The sequence below is a fragment of the Gemmatimonadales bacterium genome (assembly GCA_030697825.1).
In the GTDB taxonomy this organism is placed as follows: Bacteria; Gemmatimonadota; Gemmatimonadetes; order Gemmatimonadales; family JACORV01; genus JACORV01.
In genome coordinates this window covers 1-26114 of the sequence record JAUYOW010000314.1, presented here as the reverse complement: position 1 = coordinate 26114, position 26114 = coordinate 1, and the positions used below count along the sequence as shown (strand labels likewise).

Here is a 26114-nt window from a genome sequence, read left to right as displayed (position 1 = left end):
GTGTCTTCATCCTAGTGGAGGGTGTTCGGTCGAGCGCGAATCGTCCAGCAGGAGCGCGGACAAGGTGGAGCCGGCGGGGACTTCGTTGCGGTCCTCCGGCACGATGAGGAGCGCGTTGGCCTTCGCCATCGACGTCAGTATTCCGGAGCCCTGGGGGCCGGTGAGCCGCGCGCGGTAGCCGGCGTCGGTCTCTGTCAAGACGGCGCGCAGGAAGTGGGTGAGGCGGCCGCCCGTCTTGATCGGCTCTTCGGTCACCGCGGGCACGGTGCGGCGGAAGAGGTCGCGGTGGCCGTGCATCTTCCGGATGGCGGGGCGCACGTACAGCTCGAAGCAGACCATCGTGCTCACCGGGTTGCCGGGGAGCCCTATCCACGGCACGCCGGCCACCGTGGCGAAGCCGAGTGGCGACCCGGGCCGCATCCGCACGCGCCAGAAGCCCAACTCCGCGCCCAGCGCGGCGAGCGCGTCGCGCACGAAATCGTGCTCGCCCACGCTGACGCCCGCCGTCGATACGATGAGGTCCGACTCGCGCGTCGCGCGCCCGAAGAGCGCGCGCACGCTCTCCAGCGTGTCTGCGGCGATGCCCAGCGGCACCGGCGTCGCGCCGGACTCCAGCACCAGCGCGTGCAGGGTGTACGAATTCGATGTCGCGGTCTTCCGTCCGGCGAGGATCTCTTCCGCCTGGTCCAGGTCCACTATCTCGTCGCCCGAGGCTATGATCGCCACGCGGGCGCGCTTCCGGACCCGGACGCGGGACCGGGCCATCGAAGCCAGCACGCCGAGCTGCGCGGGACCGAGGACCGCGCCGGAGTCGAACACGCGCGCGCCCTTTCTCAGGTCTTCGCCCGCGAGCCTGAGGTTCTTTCCGGCGTCGCGATCGTAGAGCACCACGACGTCGTCTCCTTCGCGCGTCGTGTCTTCCTGGCGGATCACTCCATCGGATCCATCGGGCAACGGCGCGCCGGTGAAGATGCGGGTCGCTTCGCCGGCGCCGATGGCCCTGGTCGGGAAACGGCCGGCGGGGACCGACTCGACCACGTGGAGGCGGCGCGGAGCGTCCTGGCTCGCGCCGCGCACGTCGGCCGCGCGCACCGCATACCCGTCCATGGCCGAGTTCGGGTGGGCCGGCAGGTCGAGCGGTGAATCCACTTCCTCGGCGAGTACCCGGCCCCGCGCGTCGAGCAGGGAGGCGTCCTCGACGTCCAGCACCGGGACGCCGGCGAGGATGTGGTCGATCGCCTCGCGGACGCCGATCACCGGCCGGACGGCGCGCCGCGGCGGAAGTTGGCGAGTCGCTCCACGACGAGGTCCTGCACGACGTCCACCACGCGACGCGGCGCGGTGAAGTGGTTGGCCATCAGCACGAACACCAGACGCTCGCCGTCGGAGGTGGTGACGTAGCCGGACAGAGTGCGCGCGCCGGAGATGTCGCCGGTCTTGGCGTGCGCGTTACCCGCGGCCGCGGTGCCGCGCAGGCGGCCCGCGAGCGTGCCGTCCACGCCCGCGATCGGCAGCGCCTGGATGAACACCTGGGCGTCGGGGCGCCGACCCATCATGAAGAGGACCCGCGCGAGCAGCTCCGGCGCCACGTAGTTGTAGTGCGAGACGCCCGAGCCGTCGGCGATGTGGTACGCGTCGTCCGGAATGCCGAAGCCTCGCAGCACGTCCCGCACGGTGGCGCGCCCGCTGTCCACCGAGGCCACGCCGCGCGCCGCGCCGCCCAGGGTGCGCAGCAGCGCCTCGCCGATCTGGTTCTGGCTCGGCTTCTCGAAGAACGGCATGAGGTCGCGCAGCGGGAGGGACTGCCAGATGAAGAGCGTGTCCGCCGCCGTCGCGGTGGCCGGCGCGCCGACGACCGTGATGCCGGCCTCGCGCAGGACCTGGGTGAGCGCCGCCTCGAAGTAGCGCGTTGGGTCGGGGACGGCGACCGCGAGGCGTACCGGCGCGTGGCCGGCCGAGAGCCGCCCCGTGACGATCACCGAGTCGGTGAACGGCGCCCGGTCGAAGTCGATCGTGTTGATGGCCGAGTCGGCCGGGGCCGTGACCGCGGTGGAGAACACCCGAAGCGGAGCACCCGATGGGAGGAGCGTCGCGCGGCAGGGATCGCCCGCGGTGCGGCCCGGCGCGATCTCGATGGCCGCGACCGCCTCGTTGAACTGGAGCGCGCCGATCGGAGCCGCGTAGTCGAACGGCAGGTCGTCCCACATCCATCCCTCGCCGAGGATGGGGTCGGGGAACCAGCTCGCGTCGCCCGTCACTCGACCCGCGATGACGCGGATGCCGCGCGCCCGCAGCGAGTCGGCCCACAGCCGGAGCGCGCCCAGGATGTCGGCTCCGCCCGCCACGCGTTGCGACAGACTTGGGTCACCCCGCCCGATCACCGCGAGGTCGCCGGCGAGCGTGTCGCCGTGCCTCGCGCCTCGCGCCAGGACCGGGGTGCGATAGCGGAAGTCGGGCCCGAGGCGGACCAGCGCCGCGGCGCCGGTCACGAGCTTCAGGTTGGATGCCGGCTTGAAGAGCTTCTCGGCGTTGCGGCGGTAGAGCACTTCGCCGTTGTCCAGCGACTGCACCACCACCCCCCACATCGCCCGGTCGAACGCCGGGGAGGCGAAGGCGCTGTCGAGTTCCGCGGCCAGGCGCCGGACCTCGGGAGCGAGAGGGGAGGGTGATCCGCGCGCCGCGCAGCCCGCCACGAGCGTCGCGGCGAGCACGCGCGACGCGCGTTTCATCCCGCGCCCTGGAGGATGATGTCGGTGAGCCGGTAGAGCCAGGCGGTGTCGGAGAACCGGAGGACGGGAATGGGCGCCTTGTAGTCCCGCACGTCGGTGACGATGGCCAGGTAGTGCTTGGCTTCCGGCGTTCCGGGAGAATAGAGCGGGTCGGGGTGCGCTGCCGCGCGGTACACCTCGATCTTGGGCAGGTCGGAAGACTTGAACCCCTCGACCACGACGAAGTGGGCGTCGGCGAGGTACAGGCCGGCCAGCTCGCGCGGACCCATCTGCTCATTCGGCTTCGCTATCAGCACCCGCGAGTTGGGCGTCTCCATCACCACGCGCTCGGCGCCGCCCTCGTGCATGTGGCGCCAGGTGTCACGACCCTTCTCGTCGATGTCGAACGGGTGGCTGCCGTGCTTGATGGTCATGACCCGGTGGCCGCGACGGATGAGCTCGCGCACCAGGGCGACGACGAGGGTCGTCTTCCCGGCGTTCTTCTTGCCTATGATCGCGATCAGCCGGGGGCCCGGCATAGCGCCTCCGCGCGCGACAGGTCTCGGGGTGAATTCACGTTGAAGAAAAGTACGCCTGGGTCGCCGTACTGCAACACGGACGCCCGCGGCAGCCGGGCCACCCTCACGTCGGAGTGGAATCCGATGGCTCGCTGGTCACCCCGGGCGAGCGCCGCCCGGATGGCCGGGCCGCACGCCGGGCCGTAGGCCGCGCAAAGCGGCTCGAGGCCACGACGGGAGTCGCTCTCCGGCAGCGCGGCGTCGGCGTTCTCCAGCAGCGACGCCAGTTCAGCCAGCAAGCCCGAGGGCACGAACGGCATGTCCCACGCCACGCAAACGGCCGCGCCCAGGGCCTCGACCGCGGTAAGGATCCCCCCTAGGGAACCCTGGTCAGGCACGACGTCCGCGTGCACGGCGAGGCCCGGGACCCACGCCGCCGCGTCCTGGGCGTTCGCGATCACGACGGGCGGTGCGCCGGTCGCCTGGTGAAGCGCTTCCACGACCCGGTCGATGAGCCGGCGCCCGCCGACCTCGAGCAGTCCTTTCGGAACCCCGGCGTACCGGGTGGAAGCGCCGCCGGCGATCACGGCGCCGCGGGCGGCCGTCAGTAGCGGCGGGTCCGCCGGCGCTCGAGCAACACGTCGATGCCGAAGGTCAGCGAGAGCACATGATGCACGGATGTGGCGGTCACGGCGAACAACGTGGTGGACAGGGGGTTCGCGGGCCCGGTCACCACCGGAAGTGCGGTGATCCCATCCCTGACTTCCGCGCGGAACCGGTATCCCGGCCCCATGGGAAGCGCCACGCCGGCCGCCAGTGTGGCCGTCCAGACGAATTCCTTCCTCTGGGGCGCGTCCAGCACGAGGCGCGTGCAGCCCGTCAGGCAGCTGGTGGGGTTGTTGGACACGACCTCCGCCGTCGTCTGAACGAACGAATTGCCGAGGATCGCGAGCCCCCCGCCGGCCCGAAGGTAGGGCTGCGCCCCCAGGCGGTCGCCGAACTGGTACGTAAGGCCGCCCTGGAACGCGACCATACTGGTGGGGATGTGCTTGCCCTGGATCGAAGCGCAGGTCTGTTCGTTGAGGCGCTGCGGGTCGGTGCGGAACGAGTCGCGGGGGGCGCATCGCGATTCCGAGCCGAGGGCGAAGAGGGCGACCTCGAGCCCGACGCCGACGTGGGCCGAGCCGAAGAACGTGGCACCAAGCACCGCCGAGAACCCCGGGCGCAGGCGGCGCTCGAGTGCCAGGGTGTCGAACTGGCCGCTGGGAGCCTGGACGGCCTGCCTGTCGAGCTTCCAGAGTTGCCCACCGCCCGTGTAGCCGCCGGTGATGGAGAAGATGAGGTTCGGCTCGTCGCCGGATTGGGCCCGTGCCGCCTGAGCCGGGAACGCCAACGCCGCCGCCGCGCACAGTCCGAACATGGCTTTGGTCATCAGCGCTCCAGGTCGAGGGGGCTTCGGGCCGGCCGCGGCGGCTACTGGTCCGGCCGGTGCATCTGTGGTGACCCGGAGACCGCCCGGCCCACCAGCAGGACGCCGGCCCGACGCGCGATGGTCAGCGCGAGGGTCGAAGGGACGGAGATGGTGGCGACGTAGGCGAGGCCCGCGCGCGCGGCCTTGAAGGCCAGCTCCGCCGAGATGCGCCCGGTCACCAGAAGACCCAGGCCGGCGGGCCCACCGCCCTCGAGCATGATCCCGCCGATCACCTTGTCCACCGCATTGTGCCGGCCGATGTCCTCGGCGTGCGCCAGGAGCGACGTCCCGTCGGTGATCGCCGCCGCGTGGATGCCTCCGGTCTCCTGATAGCGCCTGCCGCGATGGAAAAGCTCCTTGAACAAGAGGCGAAGCTGCTCGACCGGCGGCGCCTCGCCCCTTGCCGTGGTTCTGGGGAGCGACTCGGGATCGGCCAGGGCTACGCTCACCGCGCCGCACCCCGAAGCCAGCACCCGCCGACGATCGTCGTCGCGGATCGCGGCCATTTGCTCCTCCGGCACTTCGGCCCAGAAGCCGAGATCGGTCGCGCAGGGGCGCAGCGAGAGCAGATCCTTCAACGTGCGGATGTAACCCTCGCCGTGCAGCCAGCCCACCACCAGCTCCTCGAGCTGGTCGGGAGTGCACATCCAGGTGACGGCCGGCTGGTGGTTGACCTCCAGCCAGACCGGCGTCTCCTCGACCGCCGCCAGCGCCGACGTCGTGGCGTGCGGCACGACTACGGCTCCCCCCGGTACTCGGCGAAGAGCGCCGGCTCTTCCTGCACGCGCACCGCGTCGAGGGAGCACCCCGCGGGGAGGCGCGCGGCCACTCGCGTCCAGACGTCGAGGCAGAGCGCCTCGCCCGTCGGCACCGCTTTCCCGGGTGCGAACTCGGGCACGTCGTGGTTGAGGTTGCGGTGGTCGAACCGCTGGACTACCTCCTCGCTGAGCACGCGATCGAGGAGCGTCAGATCGATCACCATGCCGGTCAGGGGATCCGGCGTGCCTTTGACGGTGACGTGGCACTGGTAGGTGTGGCCGTGGCCGTGAGGAGAGGCGCACGCGCCGAAGACCTCGGTGTTCCGCTCCACGCTCCACTCCGGCCGGTAGTAGCGGTGGGCGGCGCTGAACTGGACGATGCGCGTCAAGCGGACAGTGGACACCAAGCCAAGATAGCCGCTAAAACACCCTTACCGCCACGCTCTTGAAAGACGCATAAACCGGCCCGCCGACCGCCAGTCCCATCTCCTCGAAGCTCTTCCTGGTGATGAGGGCGACCAGCTCCACGCCGGCATCGAGGGTGACGCGCACGGCGGCGCCCTGCTCGGCGACGCGCACGATACGCCCCCGGACCACGTTGCGGGCCGAAGAGTGGAGCGGCTCAATGGAGAGCACGATCTCGTCCGGAGGGATGGCGAGCGTCGCGGGTCCGTTCCTGTCGGTCACCACTTCGATCGCCAGCGGGCCGAGCGAGACGCGCTGCATCGCCGCGCCTCCAGCGAGCTCCACGCGGAACAGGTTCTCGGGAGTTACCGCCGAAGGTCGGCCATCGTGCAGCGCGAGGATGCGGTCGGCCCAGCGGTACGCGTCCTCCAGCTGGTGGGACACGACGACCAGCGCGATGGGCCGGCGCGCCTGGACTTCGCTGATGGCCACGGCGAGCGCGTGCTGCGCCGCGCGGTCGGCGCCGGATACGGGCTCGTCGAGGAGCAGCGCATCGGGTTCCGTTGCCAAGGCGCGCGCCAAGGCCACCCGCTGGATCTCGCCCTCGGACAAAGCACGCGCATCGCGGCCCGCCAGCTGCCGAGCCTGCAGCAGGACGAGCGCGGCGTCCGTCCGGCGCGAGGCGTCGCCCACCGTCATGCCACGGGCGCGCAACCCGAACCGCACGTTGTCGGCGACGGTGCCCTTGAACAGGTACGGGCGCTGCTCGACGAGCGTCACGCGGCGTCGCGCGTCGCGGCGTCCCCGGGCGTTGGTCACCGGAGCGCCGTCGAGGCGGATCGTGCCTTCAGCCGGCGGCTCGAGGAACGCGAGCAGGCGCAGCAGAGTGCTCTTGCCCGAGCCGTTGGGGCCGACGACCGCGAGCCGCTCGCCACGCACCACCGCCAGCGCGTCCACCGCGAGGACGGTACGGTCCCCGTAGGCTTGGCGCACTCCGGACAGCTCAAGCATCGCCGCGGCCCTGGAGGAGCTGGAGCAGCACGTTGACCGTCAGCGCCAGCGCGAACAGCACCAGGCCCAGCGCTACTGCCAGCTCGAAGTTGCCCTGCGACGTGGCCAGCGTGACGGCGGTGGTCAGCGTGCGCGTGTGGTGGCGGATGTTGCCGCCCACGATGATCGCCGCTCCAACTTCGGAGAGCACGCGTCCGAACGCCACCACGACCGCCGCGGCGAGCGCGAAACGCGCCTCGCGCGCGACCACCCACGCCGTGCGCAGCGGCCCCGCGCCCAGCGTCAGCGCCGTCCGGCGGACCCGCGGGTCCACGGCTTGCACGGCGGCCGCCGATAGCGCCGCGGCGATGGGAAGAGCGAGGATGACTTCCGCGATCACGATCGCCTGCCACGTGAAGAGCAGGCCGAGGCCGCCGAGGGGTCCGCGACGCGAGAGGAGGAGGAAGACCAGCAGGCCGACCACGACGGTGGGGAAGGCGAGCGCCGTGTTGAGGACGACGAGCAGGCCTCGCCGGCCGGCGAACCGGGTGCCGCCGAGCCACAGCCCCAGCGGGATGCCGAGCGCGCACGAAACCGCGGTCGCCGTCACCGCGACCTTGATCGAGAGGGCCGCGATCTCGACGATCTCGGCCTGCGGCCAGGTCATCGGCGGCGCGCTAGAAGGTGAAAGTGTACGTCAGCCCCACCGAGAGGGCGAAGTTGTGGGTCCACTGCCTGGCGGGCGTGGACGGGTCGAAGACGGGTGGAAAGACGCCGTCCACGCTTCCGTAGTACGAAAGCGGCCACTCGTACCGGAAATAGTAGTCCCGCGCGTCGATCCGTATCGCGAGCGCCCGTCCCACGAAGACGCGGGTCCCGATAGTCGGCACGAAGCTGAAGTTGGTCGCGGCCTGGTAGCCGCCTGGGTCCGTCACCGTCTTGGTAGGCGACAGCACGCCGATCCCGAGCCCCACGTACGGGGCGAGGCGGTGCCAGGTCTTGGCCCCCGTCAGGTTCAGCGCCAGGCCGAGGTCTGCCGCGATGAGCGGCATGTCCACCGGCCCCGTCACCGTGACGACCGTGTCAGGATTGACCACCCGGCGGCTGCTCGCGACGCGCGCCACCGATGCCCAGAAATCCGCGGGCCCGGAGAGGCGCGTGTCGAAGCGCAGGCCGACGTACGTCCCGGGCCTCGCGCCGACGCCCGCGGCCGTGCGGGCCCCCGCGAAACGCCCGAAAGAGACCGTGAGGCCCTGGGTCGTGGTCAGGTCATGGAACGGCGAACTGGCCGGGTCGTGCCCGACCTGCGCGCGCACGGGCGCCGCGATCGCCAAGCCGATCACCGCGCACCGAAGACCGACTACCCCAACTGCGCGTCCACGCGTCGGCGCGACCGCCACCCAGTCGTTTGACATCGCTACTCCCATGCTCTACAATGACTTTCGTGCGGTATCGAACGGTGCAATCTACCGCCACCTGGCGTCCCCTACCAGCCACACGCGCCCTGCTTCACCTGGCCGTCCTCGGGGTTCTCGCGTGGCCGCTGGCCGGCGCCGCGCGCGCCCAACAGGCGACCCTAATCCAGCGTGACAACGAGACCTTCCTGAGTGATCCGGGCGGCACCCGCCTCGGCCGGATATACACCGGAGCGCCCGTCACGAGCGGCCGCGCCCGCTCAGGCCACACCGAGGTCACGCTCGACGGCTGGGTGTTCCGGCGTTCGCTCCAGCCCGCGAACCGCGACGGGCACACTCTGACCATCGCGCGCGGGCCAGCTGAGAACCTCCGCCAAACCCCGAACGGTCGGGTGCTGGCGCGGCTCGTCCTGGGTTGCCTGCTCGACGAGGTGGAGCGCCGCGGCGGGTGGGTGCACGTGCGGCGGACCGGGTGGGTGGCGTCCGCGGCGTTCACCGGCGGGGGCGCCACGACCATGCCAAGCGCGCCGCGCGCCGAGACGACCGTCGCGCAGGCGACGCCGCCCGCAGCAGCGGAGGTTGACCCTCGCCGCGCGGTGGCGCGCCGCCGACTCCAGCTCTTCCGCGCGCCCGACGCCGCGCCTGCCGGTACGCTGGAGGCCGGGACGTCGCTCCGCATCACGGCGCGCGCCGGCGGCTGGGTGCGGGTCGAGGCGCAGGGGTGGGTGCGCGAGAACGAGATCCGCGTGTCCGACGCCGGCATCCTCACCGGCGTCTCGGCCGCCGAGCTGCGTTCGCAGCCGGACGAGTTTCGCGGCAAGCTGCTTCGCTGGACCATCCAGTTCATCAGCCTTCAGACCGCGGACGAATTGCGCCCGGACTTCGCGCCGGGCCAGCGGTACATCCTGGCCCGCGGCCCCGCGCCCGAGTACGCGTTCATCTACGTAGTCGTTCCGGCGGCAAAACTGGACGAGGTCGGGCGTCTCGAGCCGCTGGCCCGCGTTGAGATCGTCGCCCGCGTCCTGAACGGCCGCAGCGCCTACCTGGCCAATCCGATCCTCGAGTTGGTGGACATCTCCCAATGAACGAGTTCCTGAGAAAGCGCATCGACCGCAAGCTGGAAACGCTCCCCGACGAGCGGGTCTACCAGGTGCTCGACTACATCGAGTTCCTGGAATCCAAGTACGCGGCTCGCACCCCCACCGAGCCCTCTCCCTTCCAGAAGCTGGCCGAGACGGTCGAGGACACGCTGCGTGCCGGCCAGGTGTCGGTGTCCGCGATCAAGGGCACCATGGACGTGATGTCGGGCGCGGGACGCGTCATGTCGGGGCTTGCCGCCGCCGGGAAATCGGTGGTGGATCAGGTCGCCGGCGGCGGTGACAAGACGGTTTCGAAAGAGGAGCCCAAGAAGGAGATCGAAGCGCCGCCTCAGAGCGGCCAGTCCGCTTGATGGGTGCCGCCGCGAGCTGCCGGTCGGCTCTCTTCGAGTTCTGCTTGACGCTCAGCGCGCGCGCCCGGTATCTTCCGCCATGGAAAGCCGGATTCGCCTGAACGATGGGCTGGCCTTCGACGACGTCCTCCTCGTACCGCGCCATTCGACCGTCCATCCACGCCAGGTTGACGTCTCCTCGCGGCTGACCCGCGAGATCCCGGTCAACATCCCGTTCGTCTCCGCCGCCATGGACACCGTCACGGAAGCCGAGATGGCGATCGCCATGGCGCGCCTCGGCGGCATCGGCGTCATCCACAAGAGCCTCCCCATCGACCGGCAGGTGGCGGAAGTGGACCGGGTGAAGCGTTCGGAGAGCGGGATGATCCTCGACCCGATCACCCTCCCGCCCGACCGCCCTATCCGCGACGCGCTGCACCTCATGCAGCGGTTCAAGATCTCCGGCGTCCCGATCGTGGACCAGCAACGCAAGCTGGTCGGCATCATCACCAACCGGGATCTTCAGTTCGAGCGCGACCTCAACCGGCCGATCAAGGAAGTGATGACGAGCGGCAAGCTCGTCACCGCGCCGGTCGGCACGACCCTCGACCAGGCGCAGAAGATCCTCGGCCGCCACAAGATCGAGAAGCTCCCCGTCGTCGCCGAGGACGGCACGCTGAAGGGCCTCATCACCGTCAAGGACATCTTCAAGCGCGAGCAGTACCCCAACGCCAACAAGGATCGGCACGGCCGCCTGCGCGTAGCCGCGGCGGTGGGCGCGTCGAAGGACGCCGTAGCCCGCGCCGGCGCCCTGCTGGACGGCGGCTGCGACGTGCTCGTCGTCGACTCGGCCCACGGGCACAGCGAGGGCGTGCTAGAGGTCGTGGCCGAGCTGCGCGAGAAGTTCCCCGACGCGCAACTGATCGGCGGGAACGTCGCCACGACCGACGGCGCATGCGCCCTCGCTGAGCGCGGCGTCGACGCGATCAAGGTCGGAGTCGGCCCCGGATCCATCTGCACCACCCGAGTCGTCACCGGCGTCGGCGTCCCGCAGCTCACTGCCATCATCGATGCGGTGAACGGCGCGAAGGACGTGCCCGTCATCGCCGATGGCGGCATCAAGTACTCCGGCGACGCGGTCAAGGCGATCGCAGCCGGCGCGTCGTGCGTCATGATGGGCTCGATGCTCGGCGGCACCGAAGAGAGCCCCGGCGAGTCCCTCCTTCTCGAGGGGCGACGCTTCAAGGTGATCCGCGGCATGGGCAGCCTTTCGGCGATGCAGGACGGCTCCGCCGACCGCTACTTCCAGGAAGGCGAGATGTCGCCCTCCAAGATGGTGCCGGAAGGGATCGACGGCCGCGTGCCCTACAAGGGCCCCGTCGGGGACGTGCTCTACCAGCTGGTGGGCGGCCTCAGGAGCGGAATGGGCTACTGCGGCGTCCGAACCATTCGCGAGTTGCAGACCGATACGACGATGGTGCGCGTCACCGCGGCGGGCCTGCGCGAATCGCACCCGCATGACGTCGTGATCACGCGCGAGGCGCCGAACTATTCGGTCTGAGGGCCGCTCGGCTCGCCCGGATTTGCTTGACATGGACGGCTGGGCGGCCTAGCATTGCGCGGTTCTCTAGGGGCCGCGCGCCCGCTCCAATCTCCTACAATTCATCGCTCACGCGCAGGAGACACCTGATGGGTCTCTTCACCCGCAAGTCCGTCACGGAACTCCAGGCCGAGGCCCTGACGGACCACAGCCTGAAGCGTGCGCTCGGCGCCCTGAATCTGACGGCGCTCGGCATCGGCGCGATCATCGGCACCGGCATCTTCGTGCTGACGGGCACCGTCGCGGCCCAGAACGCCGGGCCCGCCGTCATCCTGTCGTTCGTCTTCGCCGGGATCGCGTCGGTCTTCGCGGCGCTCTGCTACGCCGAGTTCGCCTCGCTCGTCCCCATCGCGGGCAGCGCCTACACCTACGGCTACGCTACCCTGGGTGAGCTGTTCGCGTGGATCATCGGGTGGGACCTTATCCTCGAGTACGCGCTCGGCGCCGTCACCGTGGCCATCGGGTGGTCGGGATACGTGGTTTCGTTCCTCAACGGGGTCGGGATCCACATCCCACCCGCGCTCTCCGCCGCGCCGGGCACCGCCGTCGCCCTGACCGACGGCACTACCGTCATCGCGGTGTTCAATCTTCCCGCGGTCTTCATCATCGCCATCGTCACCACGCTGCTGGTCATCGGCATCAAGGAATCGGCCAACGTCAACAACGTCATCGTCTTCATCAAGGTCGCCGTGGTGCTGCTCTTCATCGCGCTGGTGGCCGGCCACATCAACACCGCCAACTGGCACCCGTTCATACCGGCCAACACCGACGGCGTGCGCGAGCACTTCGGATTCACCGGCGTCATGGCCGGCGCCGGCATCGTGTTCTTCGCGTACATCGGGTTCGACGCCGTGAGCACTGCGGCGCAGGAAGCCAAGAACCCGCAGCGCGACATGCCGATCGGCATCATCGGCTCGCTCCTCATATGCACCGTGCTCTACATCGTGGTGTCGGCCATCGCCACCGGCGTGGTGCCGTACCAGCAGCTCGACGTTCCCGATCCGATCGCCGTGGTGGCCGACCGCGCGGGCCTCGGCTGGATGTCGCAAGTCATCAAGCTCGGCGCCATCGCGGGCCTCTCGTCCGTGATCCTCGTCATGATGCTGGGGCAGACCCGCGTCTTCTACTCGATGTCCAAGGACGGTCTGCTGCCGCAATTCGTGAACAAGGTGCACCCGAAGTTCCATACGCCGTGGGTCACTACGATCGTCACCGGCACGCTCGTCGCCTTCTTCGCCGGCATTCTGCCTATCCGCGACGCCGCCAGCCTCGTTTCCATCGGCACGCTGCTGGCGTTCGTGATCGTGTCGGTCGGCATCATCGTGCTCCGGCTGCGCGAGCCCGACCTCGTTCGTCCGTTCAAGACGCCGATGTACTGGCTGGTGGCGCCGCTGGGCGCTCTTTCGGCGCTGTACTTGATGGTCTCCCTCGAGTGGCGCACCTGGGAACGGCTGATCATCTGGTTCGTCATCGGCCTGGTGGTGTATTTCGCCTACGGCTACCGGAACTCGAGGATGTCCGCGCAGCGGGCCGCGGAGCGGTAGGTCACACCCAAGGTGTTCGGCGGCCGGCGCTTCACGGCGCCGGCCGCTTGGTTTTCCCGGGCCCCGCGACTTGCCCGGGCCACCGCGCTCTGGGTAGCCTCCATCCGCCATGACGCAGCCGATTCATCTTGAGCCCGTGTGCCCCGAGCGCGCCGAGGGCGCCCGCGCCGTCGCTGAGGCCATCGCGGGCGCGCGCCGCATCGTCCTCACGACCCACGTCAACGCCGACGGTGACGGAGTGGGCAGCGAGGTGGCGATGGTGCACCTGCTCCGAGCGCTCGGGAAGCAGGTGTCGATTGCCAACCCGACGCCCATCCCGGACCGTTACCGGTTCCTCGTGGAGCCTATCGCCCGCCACGACCGCACCGCGGACGCGAAGCAGGCCCTGCGCGACGCCGACCTCTTCCTGGTGCTGGACATCGCCGACCTCGGTCGGCTCGGCCACCTCGCGGAGACCATCCGCGCGCGCGACATCGTCACCGCCTGCATCGACCATCACCTTTCGCCCGGCACCCTTCCCGCGGGCCCGAGGCTGGTGGACGCCGAGGCATCCGCGACCGCCGAGCTGGTGTGCGACCTCACGGCGGTGAACGGCTGGAGGATGGGAGCCGAGGCGGCCCGCGCGCTCTACGTGGGCATGCTGACGGACACCGGCGGCTTTCGCTTCAGCAACACTACGCCGCGGTTGCTGCGCGTCGCGGCGTCGCTGCTCGAAACCGGTGTCGATCCGGAGCGCGTCTATGAGTCGGTCTACGCCACCGCGCCCGCTGGTCGCATCCGCCTCACTGCCGAGGTGCTCGAAACCCTCGTCGTGGAGCCGGAGATCGGGCTCTCCTGGGTCACGGTGCCGGCCGGCGCTCTGGAGCGGCACGACGTCACCGCGGACGACCTCGACGGGCTGGTGGAGTTCGCCCGGTCGGTCCAGGGCACCCGCCTCGCCCTGCTCTTCCGGCAGCTCGCCAACGGCAAGACGAAGGTGTCGCTGCGCTCCGTGGGCGACTTCGACGTGTCGGTCTTCGCGAAGCAGTTCGGCGGCGGCGGGCACGCCAAGGCGTCCGGCGCATCCGTCGCCGGTCCGCTCGACGAAGCTCAACGCCTGGTGCTCGGCGCCGCGCGCGCGGCGCTCGCCCCGCAAGGCGCATCCCGCTAGCTTCCACCGGGCATGAATGAGCACGAATTGAAGGCCCGGATCGCCGCCGCGCTTACCGGCGTGGTGAACTCGCGCGTGGGCAAGGACGTCATCTCCGCCGGCATGGTGAAGGAGATCGCGGTCGAGGCCGACGGCCTCGTAAGGATCGCGTTCGAGCTGGGGAACGACGATCCGGCGGACCTGGTTCGCGAGACGCGCCGCGGCGTGCAGGCGGTGGAGGGCGTGCGGGCGGTGAAGGTGGAGGTGCGTGGGGCCGCGGCGCCCAAGCCGACGACCGCCAAGGTGGTGCCCGCGCCCACCGCCCGCGAGCTGCCGCACCTCGGCCGCGTCATCGCGGTCTCGAGCGGCAAGGGGGGCGTCGGCAAGTCCACCATCACCACCAACCTCGCGGCCGGGCTCGCCGCGCGCGGGCATCGCGTCGGACTCATGGACGCCGACGTCTACGGGCCCAACATCCCGCGCATGTTCGGCGTCACCGGCGAGCAGCCGGCGGTGGTGGACCACCGCCTCCAGCCGATCGAGGCGCACGGCGTCAAGCTCATCTCCGTCGGTAGCCTGATCGAGCGCGACGCCGCGACCATCTGGCGCGGCCCGATCATCACGAAGGTCATTCAGCAATTCCTGGGCGACGTCGAATGGGGCCAACTCGATTACTTCCTGGTGGACATGCCGCCCGGCACGGGCGACGCGCAGCTCAGCCTGGTGCAGTCGGTGCACGTGGCGGCGGGACTGATCGTGACGACGCCGCAGGAAGTGGCGGTGGGCGATGCGCTGCGCGGCGCGAAGATGTTCGAGAAGGTGGGCGTCCCGGTGCTGGGGATCGTGGAGAACATGTCGTACTTCGCGTGCCCGCACTGCGGCGAGCGCACCGACATCTTCGCGCATGGTGGAGGGCGGCGGCTGGCGGACGAGCTGGGGGTCCCGCTCCTCGCCGAGGTACCTCTTCAGGCGCGGGTACAGGAACTGTGCGATTCCGGCGTGCCGGTGGTGCTGGCGGAGCCGGAGTCGCCCGCGGGACGTGCGTTGGCGTTGCTGGCGGAGCGGGTCGAGCGGGAGGTAGCGGCCAAGTCGGTACGCCTGCCCATCGTCACTGGCTGATCGGCGTCGCGCTCGGCGCCCTCGCGACGGCCGAGCCGGCGCGGGCCCAGGATCCCCATCCTGCGCGCCCCGCGGATCCGCCCAGCGCCTCCGAGGTCCTCTCCGGACAGGAGCTCATCTACCGCGGGCGCTTCGGCGCCGCGCAGCTCTACTTCTCCCGCCTGTCGCTGGAACGTCCGCACGATCCCGTCGGCCCCGCGCTGGAGGCCTCGGCCCTCATCTGGTGGGGTGAGGCGCGCGGCGAGGAGACCTTCGAGGCCGACGCCATCGACTCCCTCCTCGCCGATGCCGTCTTGCGGGCGGAGGAATCGGTCCGTTCCACTCCTACCGACTCGGGCCGCGCCGAGGCGTATTTCTGGCTCGGCACCGCCCTCGGCTACCGGGCCCGCCAGGCCGAGCTGCGCGGCCGCTACTGGCGCGCCGCCCGTGAGGCCAAGGGCATGCAAGGCGCCCTCGAGCAGGCGCGCACGCTCGACTCCGCCTGTACCGATTGCCTCCTCGGTCTCGCCGTCTACGACTACGCGCTCGCTCGCGCCAGCGCTCTCGCGCGCCTGGTGGCGCGGATCGTCGGGCTGGGCGGCGGCGATGCGGAGCGCGCCCTCGAACGCCTGCGACTCGTGAGCGAGCAAGGGCTGCTCGCCCGCACGGAAGCGCGCTGGGTCTACGCCAATGTGCTGCTGCGCGAAAGCGACCAGGACGGCTCCCTCCGCGAGGAGGCGCGGCGCATGGTGGGCGAGCTGGCGCAGCAGTACCCGGAGAACCCGGTCTTCCGGCGCTTCCTGGATCCATCCGGCTCGGCGCCGTGAGCGCCACGGCGGCGCGCGTGAACGTATGAGCACCGTCGTCACCCTGCTCACCGACTTCGGCACCGCCGACGGTTACGTGGCGGAGATGAAAGGCGTGCTGCTCCGCGCCGCCCCCGGCATTGTGCTGGTGGATCTCACGCACGACATATCCCCCGGTGACATCGAGTCGGGTGCCTACGTCCTCGGCCGCGCCTGGAACGCGTTTCCAGAGGGAGCCGTGCATGTCGCCGTCGTCGATCCCGGAGTCGGCACGACCCGCCGCGGGCTGGCCGCCGAGGTGGGGGGCCATCGCTTCGTGGCTCCGGATAACGGCCTTCTGTCGTGGGTGTTCGAGACCGGGCCGACGATGATCGTGAGCCTCCCGGTGCCGCCCAAGGCGAGCCGCACCTTCCACGGACGCGACCTGTTCGCGCCTGCCGCGGCCCGGCTGGCGCTCGGCGCGGGCCTCGCGGACCTGGGCGGCAAGGTCGAGGACGCCGTGCGGCTCCCGCGCCCGACACCGGTCCGTGAAGGCCGCGACCTGGTCGGGGTGGTCGTCCACGTGGACCGCTTCGGTACGCTGATCACGAACATCCCCGGCGCCCGGGTGGCCGAGGACGCGACCGTGCGGATCGGCCCTTACGACCTCGCGCTGAGGTCCACGTTCGACGACGTGCCGAGCGGGGATCCGGTCGCATTCGTTGGCTCGGGTGGCGCGGTAGAGATCGCGGTGCGTGACGGTCGGGCGGATTCGGCGCTGGGGGCGAGCCGTGGGGCGGGAGTCCGGGCGACCGCGAAGGCGGTGCGTTGACTCTTCAACGCCGTTCCTTATTCGACTTTCAACGTCTCCCTACGTTCAACCGTCTTTCAGTCTATCCAATTGACATCGATGCCGCCGATCGTCGCGTTGACCCGAAGCGCCAGGCGGTATCGCGCGGTGCTGTAGTTGCTCGAGTAGTACGTCGGCCCGCGCTTGGTGAAGCCGGCGCTCTCGAACGACGCCAGGAACCGGTTCACGCGGATCGCCACGCCGACGTCGCGCGGCAACCCGAGCGTCAGCGAGCCGATGGCCACGTCCACGTCCGCGTCGAGCGACCGCCGCCAGTTCCCCGAAAAGTCCAGGTTCACCTCGCCGACCCCGCCGCGAAAGCTCAGGTGGGCGCAGTTGGCGTTGGCGATCGAGCTGACGCGGATCTCCGCCGCGCCGGCCTCGAGCTGAAGATCGTCGCAGGCCACCGCGTTCGGCCGGCTGAAGCGCACGCTGGACCGGGAGGCGCCGGTCCGGTACGTCACGCGCCGGATCGCGAGCCCGCCCAGCTCCACGTCGGACTCGACCGCCCCGAGCTCGAGGTTGAGGTTGAGCGGGACGTCGGGTGTGAGCGTTAGGTCGAAGGTCGCAGGTTGCCGGTTGCGCCGCCGGTCCCCCACCGACACCCGCACGCCGGAGCCGCCGCGGCTGCGCATGCCCAGCCGCACCACCGCCGCGTCGGCGTCGTACTCGCGGACGGGGGTGAAGCGCTCCTCGTCGTAGCTCATCTCCACCCGGTACAGCGCGCGGCTGCTCCCGGGCGCCAGGTGGAACCGGCCCGCGCCGTACTGCACGTCCACCGTAAGCGTGCTCTCGCCGTGCATCGGTCTCGACATCGTGAGCGTGCGCCACGTCTGTGCGGCGGCCGGGGCCGCGCTCGTGGCGACAACGGCGCCGATGATCGTCAGGATCCTGGCACAACTCACGATTTCATGCCCATCCGCGAGGCCGTTGGGGTAGCCGGCGGGGTTGCCCAGAGATACTCATCCGACATCTCGCCGAAATGCCTGCCCGCGAAGGTCTCGCGCAGGCCGGCGCGCGACAGCAGGACCGCGCCGAAGCCGACCGTCGCGGCCATCCAGGTCACTATGCCGGCCGCGACCTGGAAGAGGATCACCACCGGGCCCGCCCAGCCGAAAAGCGCTGCGGCTGCCCACAGACCCAGCAGCGCGACGAGACCCCTAAACAGGTAGCCGTAAGCGTTGGGGGCGCGCACGAAGGCGCCGTGCGCCATCTGGCGGCGCGTCACGGTCTCGCCGACGGAGTGCGCGACGGCGAGGTAGCCACCGAGCACTACCACAGCGGTCGCGACGACGAATGCCGGGATCACGAACGGCAGCAGGAGGATGCCGACGATCGTGAACACCAGCCCCACGATCAGCATGGCGAAGGTCGGCAGCACGAGGAGCTGCCCCAGCATTCCCACCACGAGCGACCGGCCGAACGAGTGCGAAGCCGTGTCGGCGACGATCTCGAGATAACGCCGGCCGAAGAACACGGCGCCGAAACCCATCATCGCGAACGCGATGAACACCCCCACGATGTTCAGGACGTCGCGGGAGAGCCGGTCCAGCCACGACGGCGTCGCGCGGGCCACGTCCTCGTCCCCGTTCACATCGACGTCGACGTCCACGTTCGGGAGGTCTTCCGGAGAAGGTGCGGACAGCGTCTTGATGTCGCCGTGGAACGTGCCGCCGTCGTCGAGGACTTCTCCGCCCACCGAGACGGCGCTGCGGCCGATCGTCCCGCCACGGTGGTTGGCCACGTCGCCGTACAGGGCGATCACGTTGCCGGTGACCTCGCCGTAGACGTCCGCGGTGCCCTTGAAGACCACGAGATTCCCGTCGAACCGCTCGCCCGCGCCGACGCGATAGTCGCCGAGGTGCATCGGGCTCGTTCGGACGGCGGCGGCCACGTCGGCCCCCACGTCCTCAAGCGCCGCCAGTTGCCGCTCGACCGTGTCGAGCGCGCTGATGTCCGCCATGGTGATCGAGACCGGATGCGAGGCGGGCGAAGCTGCCCGGCGCACCGCGCTATCGGCGCGCTGGTGGGCGGAGGTCACGGCCGCTGCCACCGGCGGCGCGGTCCGCCTCGCGGCGAGCGCCCCAAGGGCGGCGTCCAGCCGCACCTTCGACGCCGCGTCATCGCCCCCGAGGCTGGGCGCGCGCCACGCCCGCAGCGACACGAGCAGCTCGCGGGTGTCGAGCGACCCGCCGTCGGCGAGAAGCCGGCGCCAGGCCCGGTCCAGCGGCCCGCCGGCCGCGTAACGCCCGACCCGCTCACCGTCCACCAGCACCGCGCCGCCGCGGAGCGACAGACTGCGCATCTTCCCGCTGGCCAGCTCGAGCTCCAGCGTCGCCTCACGATTGCTGACGGCGATCGAATGGGAGACGACGTCGTCGCCCTGCCGGCGATGCAGCACGCGCTTCAGGAACGCGATGCCGCCGCGCAGGGCGGCGCCGGTGTCGTCCACCGACGGTACGACGATGGAAGCGGCCGCCGGTGCCGGCGAGGCAGCTGCGATCAGCGCCAGCGCGAGAACGCTAGAGCGAAGGCTGGAGCGTGACATCCTTCCCCCGTGGCGTGCGAAGTAGCAAGTGCAGGCCGACCGCGCAGCTCGCGTAGCCGACAGTGAGCGTTCCCAAGGCGATCCACAGCCGCTCTCCCGTCAGCGCGAGCGACCTCACGAACTCGGTGAGCCCGGATGACACCGCCCACCCCGCGGCGCCGAGCGCGGCGTCCCGTATGGCGCCGAGGAACCACGAAGACACCTGTCCGGAGACGAAGCTGATCGCCGGCGTGTGTGCCACGACCCACGGCACCGCGACGAAGAGGGCGATGGCGGCAACCGCTGCGTAGGCGCTCCCCAGGGCCAGTGCCCGCCGGGGCTCCAGCGCCCAGGCACGGGCACGCCGGTACAGCACGACCGCTCGAGGCTGGGGCAATTGCACCCGGGCCATGACGTTCGCTGAAAAGGCGCGGGACGGGGAATACGAGGGCAGACGAGACAGCGCGCGCACCAGCGCCTCGTCCAGATCGGAACGGGATAACTGCTTGTCCGTCACACGCCTACCCCCTGTCTGCCAGCCCTTACGGCACGCCCGGGGCCGGGGTTTCAGTCCCGGAGCGGCCCCAGGTATTCCCTGAGCTCGTGCCGGGCCCGGTGGATGTGGGTCTTGACCGTGCCGAGAGGCAGGTCCAGCGTCGCGGCGATCTCCTCGTACGCACGGCCTTCCACGTGCCGGAGCAGGATGCAGGCCCGATACTCCGGCCTGAGCCTGGCGATCGCCTGCTCGATCGATGTCCCTAGCTCCTTCGCTTCCAGCTCGTCGAGCGCGGACTCGGACCGATCCACGGCCTGAAGTGCGGTTGCCTCGACCTCGTCGGCGGTGCGGGCGCCAGGCGCACCGTCCAGAGACAGCGTCACGATTTCGCGGCGGCGAAGGTGGTCGATGGCGGCGTTATTCGCGATCTTGAAGATCCAGGACGAGAACTTGTACTCGGGCTGGTAGGAATCGAGCGCGTTCAAGACCTTGACGAACGAGTCCTGGGCCAGGTCCTCCGCCAGCTCCCGGTCGCGCACCATGCGATAGATCAGCGAGAACACGGGACGCTGATACCGGCGAAGCAACTCGCGGTACGCGGCCTCCTTGCCGGCTCGGGCCAGTGCTACGACCTCCTGGTCGGTGATCGACTGGAGGTCTTTCGCCGTTGGCATGGGGCGGGTAATCTACGCTGCCCATGCCGCAGAATCCGAGTTGGTGTCGATGACGCCGGTGGAAACGGCCCGGCCGCCGCTGCCACGCGATAAGCGACGATACGTGCGCGAAGTCTTCTCGGAGATCGCGCCCCGCTACGACTTCCTGAATCACCTGCTGTCGCTCAACGTCGACCGGTCGTGGCGGCGCAAGGCCGTGGATCGCCTCGCCTGGGACCGTCGGCCGGCGGGCGTGTTCCTGGATGCCTGCGCCGGCACGCTGGATCTCTCGGCTGCCCTGGCTCGGAGCCCCGGTTTCCGAGGCCGGGTCGTGGCAGCCGACTTCGCCCTGCCGATGCTTCGCCTCGGGCGCGCCAAGACCCCTAGGGGGGTCGTGAGCGTTGCCTTGGCGGATACCCTCGAGCTGCCCTTCGATGGCGCAACATTCGACGGCGCCATGGTCGCCTTCGGCATCCGTAACCTGGCCGATCTGGATGCGGGCCTCGCGGAGTTGGGCCGCGTCCTGCGCCCCGGGGGGCGCTTGGTGATCCTCGATTTCACGACGCCCTCGTTCGCGCCGATACGGGCCCTTTTCCTGTTCTACTTCCGCCGAATCCTCCCGCTGGTTGGACGGCTCGTTTCCGGGCACCCGAGCGCCTACAGCTACCTCCCGGCTTCGGTCTTGGACTTCCCCGCACCGGGCGTGCTCGAAGACCGGCTGGCGCTGGCAGGCTTCCGGGACCACGGCCACACCCTGCTGACGGCAGGGATCGCCGCCATCCATTGGGGAGTGAGATGACGCTGGACAGTCTTCGTGACTTCGTGCGCGCGCTCGAAGATACGGGCCAATTGGTCCGGGTCAGAGAGCCGGTGTCCGTGGACCGCGAGATCACCGAGATCGCCGACCGGTGCATGAAGAGCTCTGGCGGCGGGCCGGCGCTCCTGTTCGAGCACCCGGTGCTCCCGGACGGAGCCAAGAGCCGGTTCCCGGTGCTGATCAACGCCTTCGGATCAACTAGGCGCATGGAGACGGCGTTGGGAGCATCGTCTCTGGATGACATTGGGTCGAGGATCCAGGAGCTGCTGGCGACTGCGGTACCCGACGGCATGGCCGGAAAGCTTTCCATGCTCCCGAAGCTGATGGAACTTGCCACGTACCCACCGACCCGGGTCAGGGAGCCGGCGCCTTGCCAGTCCGTCGTGCAGCTGGAGCATGAAGTAGACCTGAGACTGCTCCCGCACCTCATCTGCTGGCCGGAGGACGGCGGTCCCTACATCACCTTCCCGATGGTGATCACGAAGGACCCGGTCACCGGGACCAGGAACGTCGGTCTGTACCGGATCCAGGTGCAAGGGCCTCGCGAACTGGCGATGCATTGGCAGCGGCACAAGGTCGGCGCGGCCCACTGGCGCGAGATGGCTGCCCGGGGGGAGAGGATGCCGGTGGCGATCGTCCTGGGCGCCGACCCAGCCTCCATGTATGCCGCGTCCGCGCCGCTTCCGCCCACCGTGGACGAGTTCCTCTTCGCGGGCTTCCTCCGCCGGTCCCCCGTCCGGCTGGTGAAATGCCTCACGTCTGACCTCGAAGTGCCCGCCGAAGCCGAGATCGTGCTGGAAGGTTACATAGACCCGGCTGAGGAGCTGGTAATGGAGGGGCCGTTCGGCGACCACACCGGCTTCTACTCCCTGGCGGATCTTTATCCGCTGGTCCACGTCACGGCGGTCACGATGCGGCGGGACGCGATCTACCCGGCCACCATCGTGGGCCGGCCGCCGATGGAGGACTACTACCTCGGCCACGCGACCGAGCGGATCTTCCTGCCGCTGCTCAGGCTCACCATGCCCGAGGTGGTCGATTACCACATGCCGGCTTACGGCATCTTCCACAACCTGGTGTTCGTGGGCATCCGGAAGCAGTACCCGGGGCACGCCTGGAAGGTGATGAACGGGCTCTGGGGACAGGGGCTGATGTCGCTCGCCAAGATGATCGTCGTGCTGGACGACTGGGTGAACGTGCGCAGCCCGGACGAGGCGTGGTGGGTCGCGCTCAACCACATCGACCCCGAACGCGACGTCCGGTTCACGATGGGCCCGGTCGATGTGCTCGATCACGCCAGCCGAGGGTTCACCTACGGATCGAAGATGGGGATCGACGCGACGCGGAAGTGGCCCGAGGAGGGATTCACCCGCGAGTGGCCGGGACTCATCAAGATGGACGAAGTGACGCAACAGAGAGTGGACGCCAGGTGGGCGAAGCTCGGGATCAGGCTTCCTTGACGACCGGGGTGGATGGGCAGGTCCTGGCGGGCGGTTCGCGCCTCGCGGCGTACGCGAACTTCGTCAAGGTCGCACATACGGTATTCGCCCTGCCGTTCGCCGTCGTCGGTATCGCCACCGCGTCGCGCGTCCATCCGGTGGGCTGGCGCACGGCCGCGCTCGCGGGCCTCGCGTTCGCGGCGGCGCGGTTCGCCGGGATGGGCTTCAACCGGATCGCGGACCGGCATTACGACGCGCTCAACCCTCGGACCGCCGGCCGTGAGCTGCCCTCGGGCCGGATGAGCCTCGGTGAGGCGTGGGCGCTGGTCGTGATCGCCGGTGGCGTTTTCGTCGGGGTGTCGGCGCTTCTCAACCCGCTGTGCTTCGCCCTCTCGCCGCTGGCGCTGGCCTGGATCCTCGGGTACTCCTACGCCAAGCGGTTCACTTCGCTGTCCCACCTGTGGCTAGGTCTCAGCCTGGCCATCGCCCCGGTGGGCGGCTACCTGGCGGTCGCCGGGTCCTGGAGCACGCCATGGTGGACTCTGCTCGTGGTGGCATCTGGAGTGGCGGCCTGGGTGGCGGGTTTCGACATCCTGTACGCGCTCCAGGACGAAGGCTTCGACCGGGAGCACAGGCTTAGGTCGATGGCGGTAGCGTTGGGGGCCCAGGGCGCGATCGCAGTGTCCAGGATGCTCCATGGAGGTGCGGTAGTGGCACTGCTCATCTTTGGCGCGTTCGCTGGTCTGGGGGCTGTTTACACGGGTGCGGTGGCTGTGGCAGCCGGACTCCTAGCTTGGGAGCACCGGCTCGTCAGGCCGGGCGACTACTCCAGGCTCGACGCCGCTTTCTTCACCATGAACGGGATCATTTCCGGGGTGATAATGGCCGGGGCCGTCGCCGATGTGGCATGGGGAGCGGGGGGGCGCTGACGGTCATGGTGGCACGGAAAGCTGACTGGCGGGTTACGGTGCCCAAGCGGGTACCACGGAAACCGGCACCTCCTCGCCCGATGCCACATCCGGTGCGCCGGCCCGCTCCAAGCCGCCGGGGTTCGTGAAGCGGCTGCCCGTAGTACTGGCGATCACTGGTGCGTCTGGTGCTCCCTACGCCGTGCGGCTGCTTCAGATCATGGCCGCGGAGCACGTGCCGACCTGGCTCGTCGTCTCCGGGCACGGCTGGAGGCTACTCGACGAAGAGTGTGGCATCGCTTCCTTAGCCGGACTGAAACGGGCTACTGGCGGGGACTGGAAGACGGTGCAGCTCTTCGAGGACGGGGACCGTGGAGCCGGGCCGGCCTCTGGCTCGGCCCGGACCATGGGCATGGTGGTTTGTCCCTGCTCGATGGGGACGCTCTCCGCCATCGCCCATGGAACGAGCCGGAGCCTGATCGAGCGGGCGGCGGACGTCACGCTGAAGGAGCGCCGGCAACTGATCCTCGTTCCGAGGGAGGCGCCGCTATCGCTGGTCCATCTGCGGAACATGGTTGCGGCGACGGAGGCCGGCGCGACCATCATTCCAGCAGCGCCGGGCTTCTATCACCGGCCCAAGGCCATCGCCCAGCTCGTGGACTTCGTGGTTCAGCGGATCCTCGACCATCTCGATCTGGATGTTTCCCTCGTCAAGCGCTGGAGCGGCGGGAAGCGGCGCGTTCGGCGGTGAGGCTGGGCATCATCGCGGACACCCATGGGCTGCTCCGCGCCGAAGTGCACGACGTCTTCAGCGGGGTGGACCGGATCATCCACGCGGGGGATGTTGGCGACGCCGCGATCCTCGACGAGCTCGGGCTCCTCGCGCCCGTCACGGCGGTCTACGGGAACGTGGACGACGGGGCGCTGCGCCGGCGCCTTCCCCAGGTGGCCCACGTGGAGGCCGACGGGCTGCGGATCGTGGTGACGCACGGGGACCAGTTCAGCGTGCCGAAGCCCGGGATGCTGAAGGTTGCGTTCCCAGACGCCGACGTGATCGTCTTCGGCCACACCCACCGCCCGCTCATCCATGACCTCCCGGACTTCAGCGTAGTGCTGAATCCCGGATCTGCGGGACCCAAGCGGTTCGGCCTGCTCCCGTCCGTGGCCATCATGGAGACGGAAGCAGGCATCCCGCCGAGGGCCAGGATCGTTCCGTTGACCGGGTGACGAAGAGGCCCCGGACGGCCGCGTCCGGGGCCTCTTTCGCGATCTTTCCCTGCCGGCGAAGTCCTACCGCCTGATCTCCTCGACGGACATTGACGTCACCGGCCCCAGCGTCGAAAGTGGCCGATCGAAGCTGCCGGCCTTCCCGACGACGACCATCACCATCCGGTCCGGGTGCAGGTAGCGCTGGGCGGCCTGCACGACTTGGTCGGCCGTCACGGCCTGGATCCCGCGCAAGTACAGGTCGAACCAATTGGCCGGGAGGCCGTCCACCACGTACGCGATCTGCTGGCCGACGATCTGCGCCGGCGTCTCGAACTGGAAGACGAAGGAGTTGACCTCGTTGTCCTGCGCGAGCCGCACGTCCTCCGGCGTGACGGGCTGCGCCACCATGGAGGCGATGGTGTTCTGCATCAGCGAGAGGGCCGCCACGGTCTTTTCGGCCCGGGTCTCGCCACCGGCGAAGAACAGGCCCTCACGCCGGGTGTCGGCGCCCCAATTGGAGAAGACGCTGTAGGCGAAGCCCGAGTCGCTGCGCACGCGCTGGATGAGCCGCGAGCTGAAGCCACTCCCACCGCCGAGGAGGAAGTCCGCCACCTGTGCGGCGAAGTACTCGGGCGTGTTGCCGACGCGCAGGCCGCCCGCGTGGCCCATGCGGATATTCGTCTGGTTGATGTCCTTCTCGACGTGGACGATCCGCGGCCCCTCGGCGTAGCGGACGGGCGGCACATCACGGGTGCCCGGCGGGCAGCGGCCCCAGCCGCGGAACAGACCCTCGAGCTTCTGGAGCATGGCCCGCTCTTGGAAGTCGCCCACGACGCCGATGATGAACCGGTCGGGGCAGTAGAGCATGCCCTGCACCCGCCGGAACCGCTCGGGCGTGAATGCCTCTGCCTCCTCCGGCGTCACGAGCGAGCGCGCGAACGGATGGTCGCCCATCATGGTCTGCGACCAGGCACGGCCGAGGATCGACCCCGGCTGATCGTTGCGCCGCCGCCAGCTCTCCTGGCTCTGCCCGACGTTCTCGTGGATGCGGGCGCTGTCGTCGCGCGGGTTGCGCATCATGTCGAACAGCAGGTCGAGCATGATGTCGCGATAGCGCGAGAGCCCGCTGACGGTCGCCGTGGACGTCTCGTTGCCGGTGCTGAAGAAAACGCTCAGCGCGTAGAAGTCGATCAGCCGGTCCACCGAATCCGGCGAGAGCGTGATGGTGCCTCCGGTGCGCAACAGCGCGTCGGCCTGCCAGCCGACGGCCCAGAGTGAGTCGGGGAGGTTCGCGACCCCCTGTCGGCCGACCAGCCTCACCGAGAGCTGCGGGAGGCTGTGGTCTTCGATCAGAAACACCTGGAC

Annotated in this window: 27 protein-coding genes; 12 read left to right on the top strand and 15 right to left on the bottom strand. The window is 69.8% G+C overall.

Features of this window, described 5'->3' with window-relative positions; genetic code table 11:
* Positions 1-6: 6 nt before the first annotated feature.
* Genes Q8Q85_15350 through Q8Q85_15305 form a run of 10 tightly spaced genes read right to left on the bottom strand, consistent with a single transcriptional unit; the run spans position 7 to position 8265 of the window.
* Entirely contained in the window at positions 7-1257 is a 1251-nt protein-coding gene (locus Q8Q85_15350; protein ID MDP3775636.1) for a molybdopterin molybdotransferase MoeA, read from the bottom strand.
* Positions 1254-2729, bottom strand: a complete 1476-nt coding sequence (gene dacB, locus Q8Q85_15345; GenBank protein ID MDP3775635.1) for a D-alanyl-D-alanine carboxypeptidase/D-alanyl-D-alanine-endopeptidase — start codon at positions 2727-2729, stop codon at positions 1254-1256. The genes Q8Q85_15350 and dacB overlap by 4 nt, the downstream gene beginning before the upstream one ends.
* The gene (mobB, locus tag Q8Q85_15340) at positions 2726-3247 is read right to left on the bottom strand and encodes a molybdopterin-guanine dinucleotide biosynthesis protein B (GenBank protein MDP3775634.1); all 522 of its coding nucleotides are present in this window, start codon (positions 3245-3247) and stop codon (positions 2726-2728) included. The genes dacB and mobB overlap by 4 nt, the downstream gene beginning before the upstream one ends.
* Positions 3229-3813 (bottom strand): molybdenum cofactor guanylyltransferase, encoded by a 585-nt coding sequence (locus Q8Q85_15335; GenBank protein MDP3775633.1) that lies wholly within the window; start codon positions 3811-3813, stop codon positions 3229-3231. The genes mobB and Q8Q85_15335 overlap by 19 nt, the downstream gene beginning before the upstream one ends.
* A gap of 17 nt (positions 3814-3830) precedes the next feature.
* Positions 3831-4658 carry a hypothetical protein gene (locus tag Q8Q85_15330; GenBank protein MDP3775632.1) on the bottom strand — a complete coding sequence of 276 codons (828 nt, stop codon included), beginning with the start codon at positions 4656-4658 and terminating at the stop codon, positions 3831-3833.
* 41 nt (positions 4659-4699) lie between these two features.
* A complete protein-coding gene (locus tag Q8Q85_15325; protein MDP3775631.1) occupies positions 4700-5431 on the bottom strand; it encodes a formate dehydrogenase accessory sulfurtransferase FdhD in 732 nt (243 codons plus the stop codon).
* Between the two features lie 2 nt (positions 5432-5433).
* Positions 5434-5844 carry a 6-carboxytetrahydropterin synthase gene (locus Q8Q85_15320; protein MDP3775630.1) on the bottom strand — a complete coding sequence of 137 codons (411 nt, stop codon included), beginning with the start codon at positions 5842-5844 and terminating at the stop codon, positions 5434-5436.
* Positions 5845-5875: 31 nt separating this feature from the next.
* A complete protein-coding gene (locus Q8Q85_15315) occupies positions 5876-6871 on the bottom strand; it encodes an ABC transporter ATP-binding protein (GenBank protein ID MDP3775629.1) in 996 nt (331 codons plus the stop codon).
* Positions 6864-7517: an ABC transporter permease gene (locus Q8Q85_15310; protein ID MDP3775628.1), complete on the bottom strand. Its 654-nt coding sequence runs from the start codon at positions 7515-7517 to the stop codon at positions 6864-6866. Before Q8Q85_15310 ends, Q8Q85_15315 begins: the two co-directional genes overlap by 8 nt.
* 10 nt (positions 7518-7527) lie before the next feature.
* Complete coding sequence (locus Q8Q85_15305; GenBank protein MDP3775627.1) at positions 7528-8265, bottom strand: hypothetical protein; 738 nt, start codon at positions 8263-8265, stop codon at positions 7528-7530.
* A 44-nt stretch (positions 8266-8309) separates the two neighbouring features.
* On the opposite strand from Q8Q85_15305, the gene Q8Q85_15300 reads away from it, so the two are divergent.
* The 7 genes from Q8Q85_15300 to Q8Q85_15270 all read left to right on the top strand — a co-directional run bounded on the left by Q8Q85_15300 (position 8310) and on the right by Q8Q85_15270 (position 16682).
* Positions 8310-9350 carry a hypothetical protein gene (locus Q8Q85_15300; GenBank protein MDP3775626.1) on the top strand — a complete coding sequence of 347 codons (1041 nt, stop codon included), beginning with the start codon at positions 8310-8312 and terminating at the stop codon, positions 9348-9350.
* Positions 9347-9715 (top strand): DUF2281 domain-containing protein, encoded by a 369-nt coding sequence (locus tag Q8Q85_15295; GenBank protein MDP3775625.1) that lies wholly within the window; start codon positions 9347-9349, stop codon positions 9713-9715. The genes Q8Q85_15300 and Q8Q85_15295 overlap by 4 nt, the downstream gene beginning before the upstream one ends.
* Before the next feature lie 79 nt (positions 9716-9794).
* On the top strand, positions 9795-11255 hold the full coding sequence (gene guaB, locus Q8Q85_15290) for an IMP dehydrogenase (GenBank protein MDP3775624.1): 1461 nt from the start codon (positions 9795-9797) through the stop codon (positions 11253-11255).
* A gap of 128 nt (positions 11256-11383) precedes the next feature.
* Positions 11384-12838 carry an amino acid permease gene (locus Q8Q85_15285; GenBank protein MDP3775623.1) on the top strand — a complete coding sequence of 485 codons (1455 nt, stop codon included), beginning with the start codon at positions 11384-11386 and terminating at the stop codon, positions 12836-12838.
* A gap of 109 nt (positions 12839-12947) precedes the next feature.
* Entirely contained in the window at positions 12948-13988 is a 1041-nt protein-coding gene (locus Q8Q85_15280; protein ID MDP3775622.1) for a bifunctional oligoribonuclease/PAP phosphatase NrnA, read from the top strand.
* Positions 13989-14000: 12 nt separating this feature from the next.
* Positions 14001-15086 (top strand): Mrp/NBP35 family ATP-binding protein, encoded by a 1086-nt coding sequence (locus tag Q8Q85_15275; GenBank protein ID MDP3775621.1) that lies wholly within the window; start codon positions 14001-14003, stop codon positions 15084-15086.
* A gap of 831 nt (positions 15087-15917) precedes the next feature.
* Complete coding sequence (locus tag Q8Q85_15270; protein MDP3775620.1) at positions 15918-16682, top strand: SAM-dependent chlorinase/fluorinase; 765 nt, start codon at positions 15918-15920, stop codon at positions 16680-16682.
* Between the two features lie 56 nt (positions 16683-16738).
* On the opposite strand, the gene Q8Q85_15265 is transcribed toward Q8Q85_15270, so the two are convergent.
* Genes Q8Q85_15265 through Q8Q85_15250 form a run of 4 tightly spaced genes read right to left on the bottom strand, consistent with a single transcriptional unit; the run spans position 16739 to position 20397 of the window.
* Positions 16739-17605, bottom strand: a complete 867-nt coding sequence (locus Q8Q85_15265; GenBank protein MDP3775619.1) for a toast rack family protein — start codon at positions 17603-17605, stop codon at positions 16739-16741.
* The gene (locus Q8Q85_15260; protein ID MDP3775618.1) at positions 17602-19248 is read right to left on the bottom strand and encodes a hypothetical protein; all 1647 of its coding nucleotides are present in this window, start codon (positions 19246-19248) and stop codon (positions 17602-17604) included. The genes Q8Q85_15265 and Q8Q85_15260 overlap by 4 nt, the downstream gene beginning before the upstream one ends.
* Entirely contained in the window at positions 19223-19744 is a 522-nt protein-coding gene (locus Q8Q85_15255) for a hypothetical protein (protein ID MDP3775617.1), read from the bottom strand. Before Q8Q85_15255 ends, Q8Q85_15260 begins: the two co-directional genes overlap by 26 nt.
* Before the next feature lie 50 nt (positions 19745-19794).
* Complete coding sequence (locus tag Q8Q85_15250) at positions 19795-20397, bottom strand: sigma-70 family RNA polymerase sigma factor (GenBank protein ID MDP3775616.1); 603 nt, start codon at positions 20395-20397, stop codon at positions 19795-19797.
* Positions 20398-20446: 49 nt separating this feature from the next.
* Here Q8Q85_15250 and Q8Q85_15245 point away from each other — a divergent pair, with 49 nt between their 5' ends.
* The 5 genes from Q8Q85_15245 to Q8Q85_15225 all read left to right on the top strand — a co-directional run bounded on the left by Q8Q85_15245 (position 20447) and on the right by Q8Q85_15225 (position 24767).
* Positions 20447-21175 carry a ubiquinone/menaquinone biosynthesis methyltransferase gene (locus Q8Q85_15245; protein MDP3775615.1) on the top strand — a complete coding sequence of 243 codons (729 nt, stop codon included), beginning with the start codon at positions 20447-20449 and terminating at the stop codon, positions 21173-21175.
* Positions 21172-22653, top strand: coding sequence for a menaquinone biosynthesis decarboxylase (locus Q8Q85_15240; protein MDP3775614.1), 1482 nt, complete (start codon positions 21172-21174; stop codon positions 22651-22653). The genes Q8Q85_15245 and Q8Q85_15240 overlap by 4 nt, the downstream gene beginning before the upstream one ends.
* Complete coding sequence (locus tag Q8Q85_15235) at positions 22650-23561, top strand: 4-hydroxybenzoate octaprenyltransferase (GenBank protein ID MDP3775613.1); 912 nt, start codon at positions 22650-22652, stop codon at positions 23559-23561. Before Q8Q85_15240 ends, Q8Q85_15235 begins: the two co-directional genes overlap by 4 nt.
* A 124-nt stretch (positions 23562-23685) precedes the next feature.
* The gene (locus tag Q8Q85_15230; protein ID MDP3775612.1) at positions 23686-24291 is read left to right on the top strand and encodes a flavin prenyltransferase UbiX; all 606 of its coding nucleotides are present in this window, start codon (positions 23686-23688) and stop codon (positions 24289-24291) included.
* Positions 24288-24767 carry a metallophosphoesterase family protein gene (locus Q8Q85_15225; GenBank protein MDP3775611.1) on the top strand — a complete coding sequence of 160 codons (480 nt, stop codon included), beginning with the start codon at positions 24288-24290 and terminating at the stop codon, positions 24765-24767. The genes Q8Q85_15230 and Q8Q85_15225 overlap by 4 nt, the downstream gene beginning before the upstream one ends.
* Positions 24768-24830: 63 nt before the next feature.
* Here the strand turns inward: Q8Q85_15225 and Q8Q85_15220 are convergent.
* Positions 24831-26114 (bottom strand): pitrilysin family protein (locus Q8Q85_15220; GenBank protein ID MDP3775610.1); only part of this gene is annotated, 1284 nt, incomplete at its 5' end.

Coding starts and splice junctions, on each gene's coding strand:
- dacB (MDP3775635.1), bottom strand. CDS start 2,729: ATGAAACGCGCGTCGCGCGTGCTCGCCGCGACGCTCGTGGCGGGCTGC.
- mobB (MDP3775634.1), bottom strand. CDS start 3,247: ATGCCGGGCCCCCGGCTGATCGCGATCATAGGCAAGAAGAACGCCGGG.
- Q8Q85_15330 (MDP3775632.1), bottom strand. CDS start 4,658: ATGACCAAAGCCATGTTCGGACTGTGCGCGGCGGCGGCGTTGGCGTTC.
- Q8Q85_15315 (MDP3775629.1), bottom strand. CDS start 6,871: ATGCTTGAGCTGTCCGGAGTGCGCCAAGCCTACGGGGACCGTACCGTC.
- Q8Q85_15310 (MDP3775628.1), bottom strand. CDS start 7,517: ATGACCTGGCCGCAGGCCGAGATCGTCGAGATCGCGGCCCTCTCGATC.
- Q8Q85_15305 (MDP3775627.1), bottom strand. CDS start 8,265: ATGTCAAACGACTGGGTGGCGGTCGCGCCGACGCGTGGACGCGCAGTT.
- Q8Q85_15295 (MDP3775625.1), top strand. CDS start 9,347: ATGAACGAGTTCCTGAGAAAGCGCATCGACCGCAAGCTGGAAACGCTC.
- guaB (MDP3775624.1), top strand. CDS start 9,795: ATGGAAAGCCGGATTCGCCTGAACGATGGGCTGGCCTTCGACGACGTC.
- Q8Q85_15285 (MDP3775623.1), top strand. CDS start 11,384: ATGGGTCTCTTCACCCGCAAGTCCGTCACGGAACTCCAGGCCGAGGCC.
- Q8Q85_15280 (MDP3775622.1), top strand. CDS start 12,948: ATGACGCAGCCGATTCATCTTGAGCCCGTGTGCCCCGAGCGCGCCGAG.
- Q8Q85_15275 (MDP3775621.1), top strand. CDS start 14,001: ATGAATGAGCACGAATTGAAGGCCCGGATCGCCGCCGCGCTTACCGGC.
- Q8Q85_15270 (MDP3775620.1), top strand. CDS start 15,918: ATGAGCACCGTCGTCACCCTGCTCACCGACTTCGGCACCGCCGACGGT.
- Q8Q85_15260 (MDP3775618.1), bottom strand. CDS start 19,248: ATGTCACGCTCCAGCCTTCGCTCTAGCGTTCTCGCGCTGGCGCTGATC.
- Q8Q85_15250 (MDP3775616.1), bottom strand. CDS start 20,397: ATGCCAACGGCGAAAGACCTCCAGTCGATCACCGACCAGGAGGTCGTA.
- Q8Q85_15245 (MDP3775615.1), top strand. CDS start 20,447: ATGACGCCGGTGGAAACGGCCCGGCCGCCGCTGCCACGCGATAAGCGA.
- Q8Q85_15240 (MDP3775614.1), top strand. CDS start 21,172: ATGACGCTGGACAGTCTTCGTGACTTCGTGCGCGCGCTCGAAGATACG.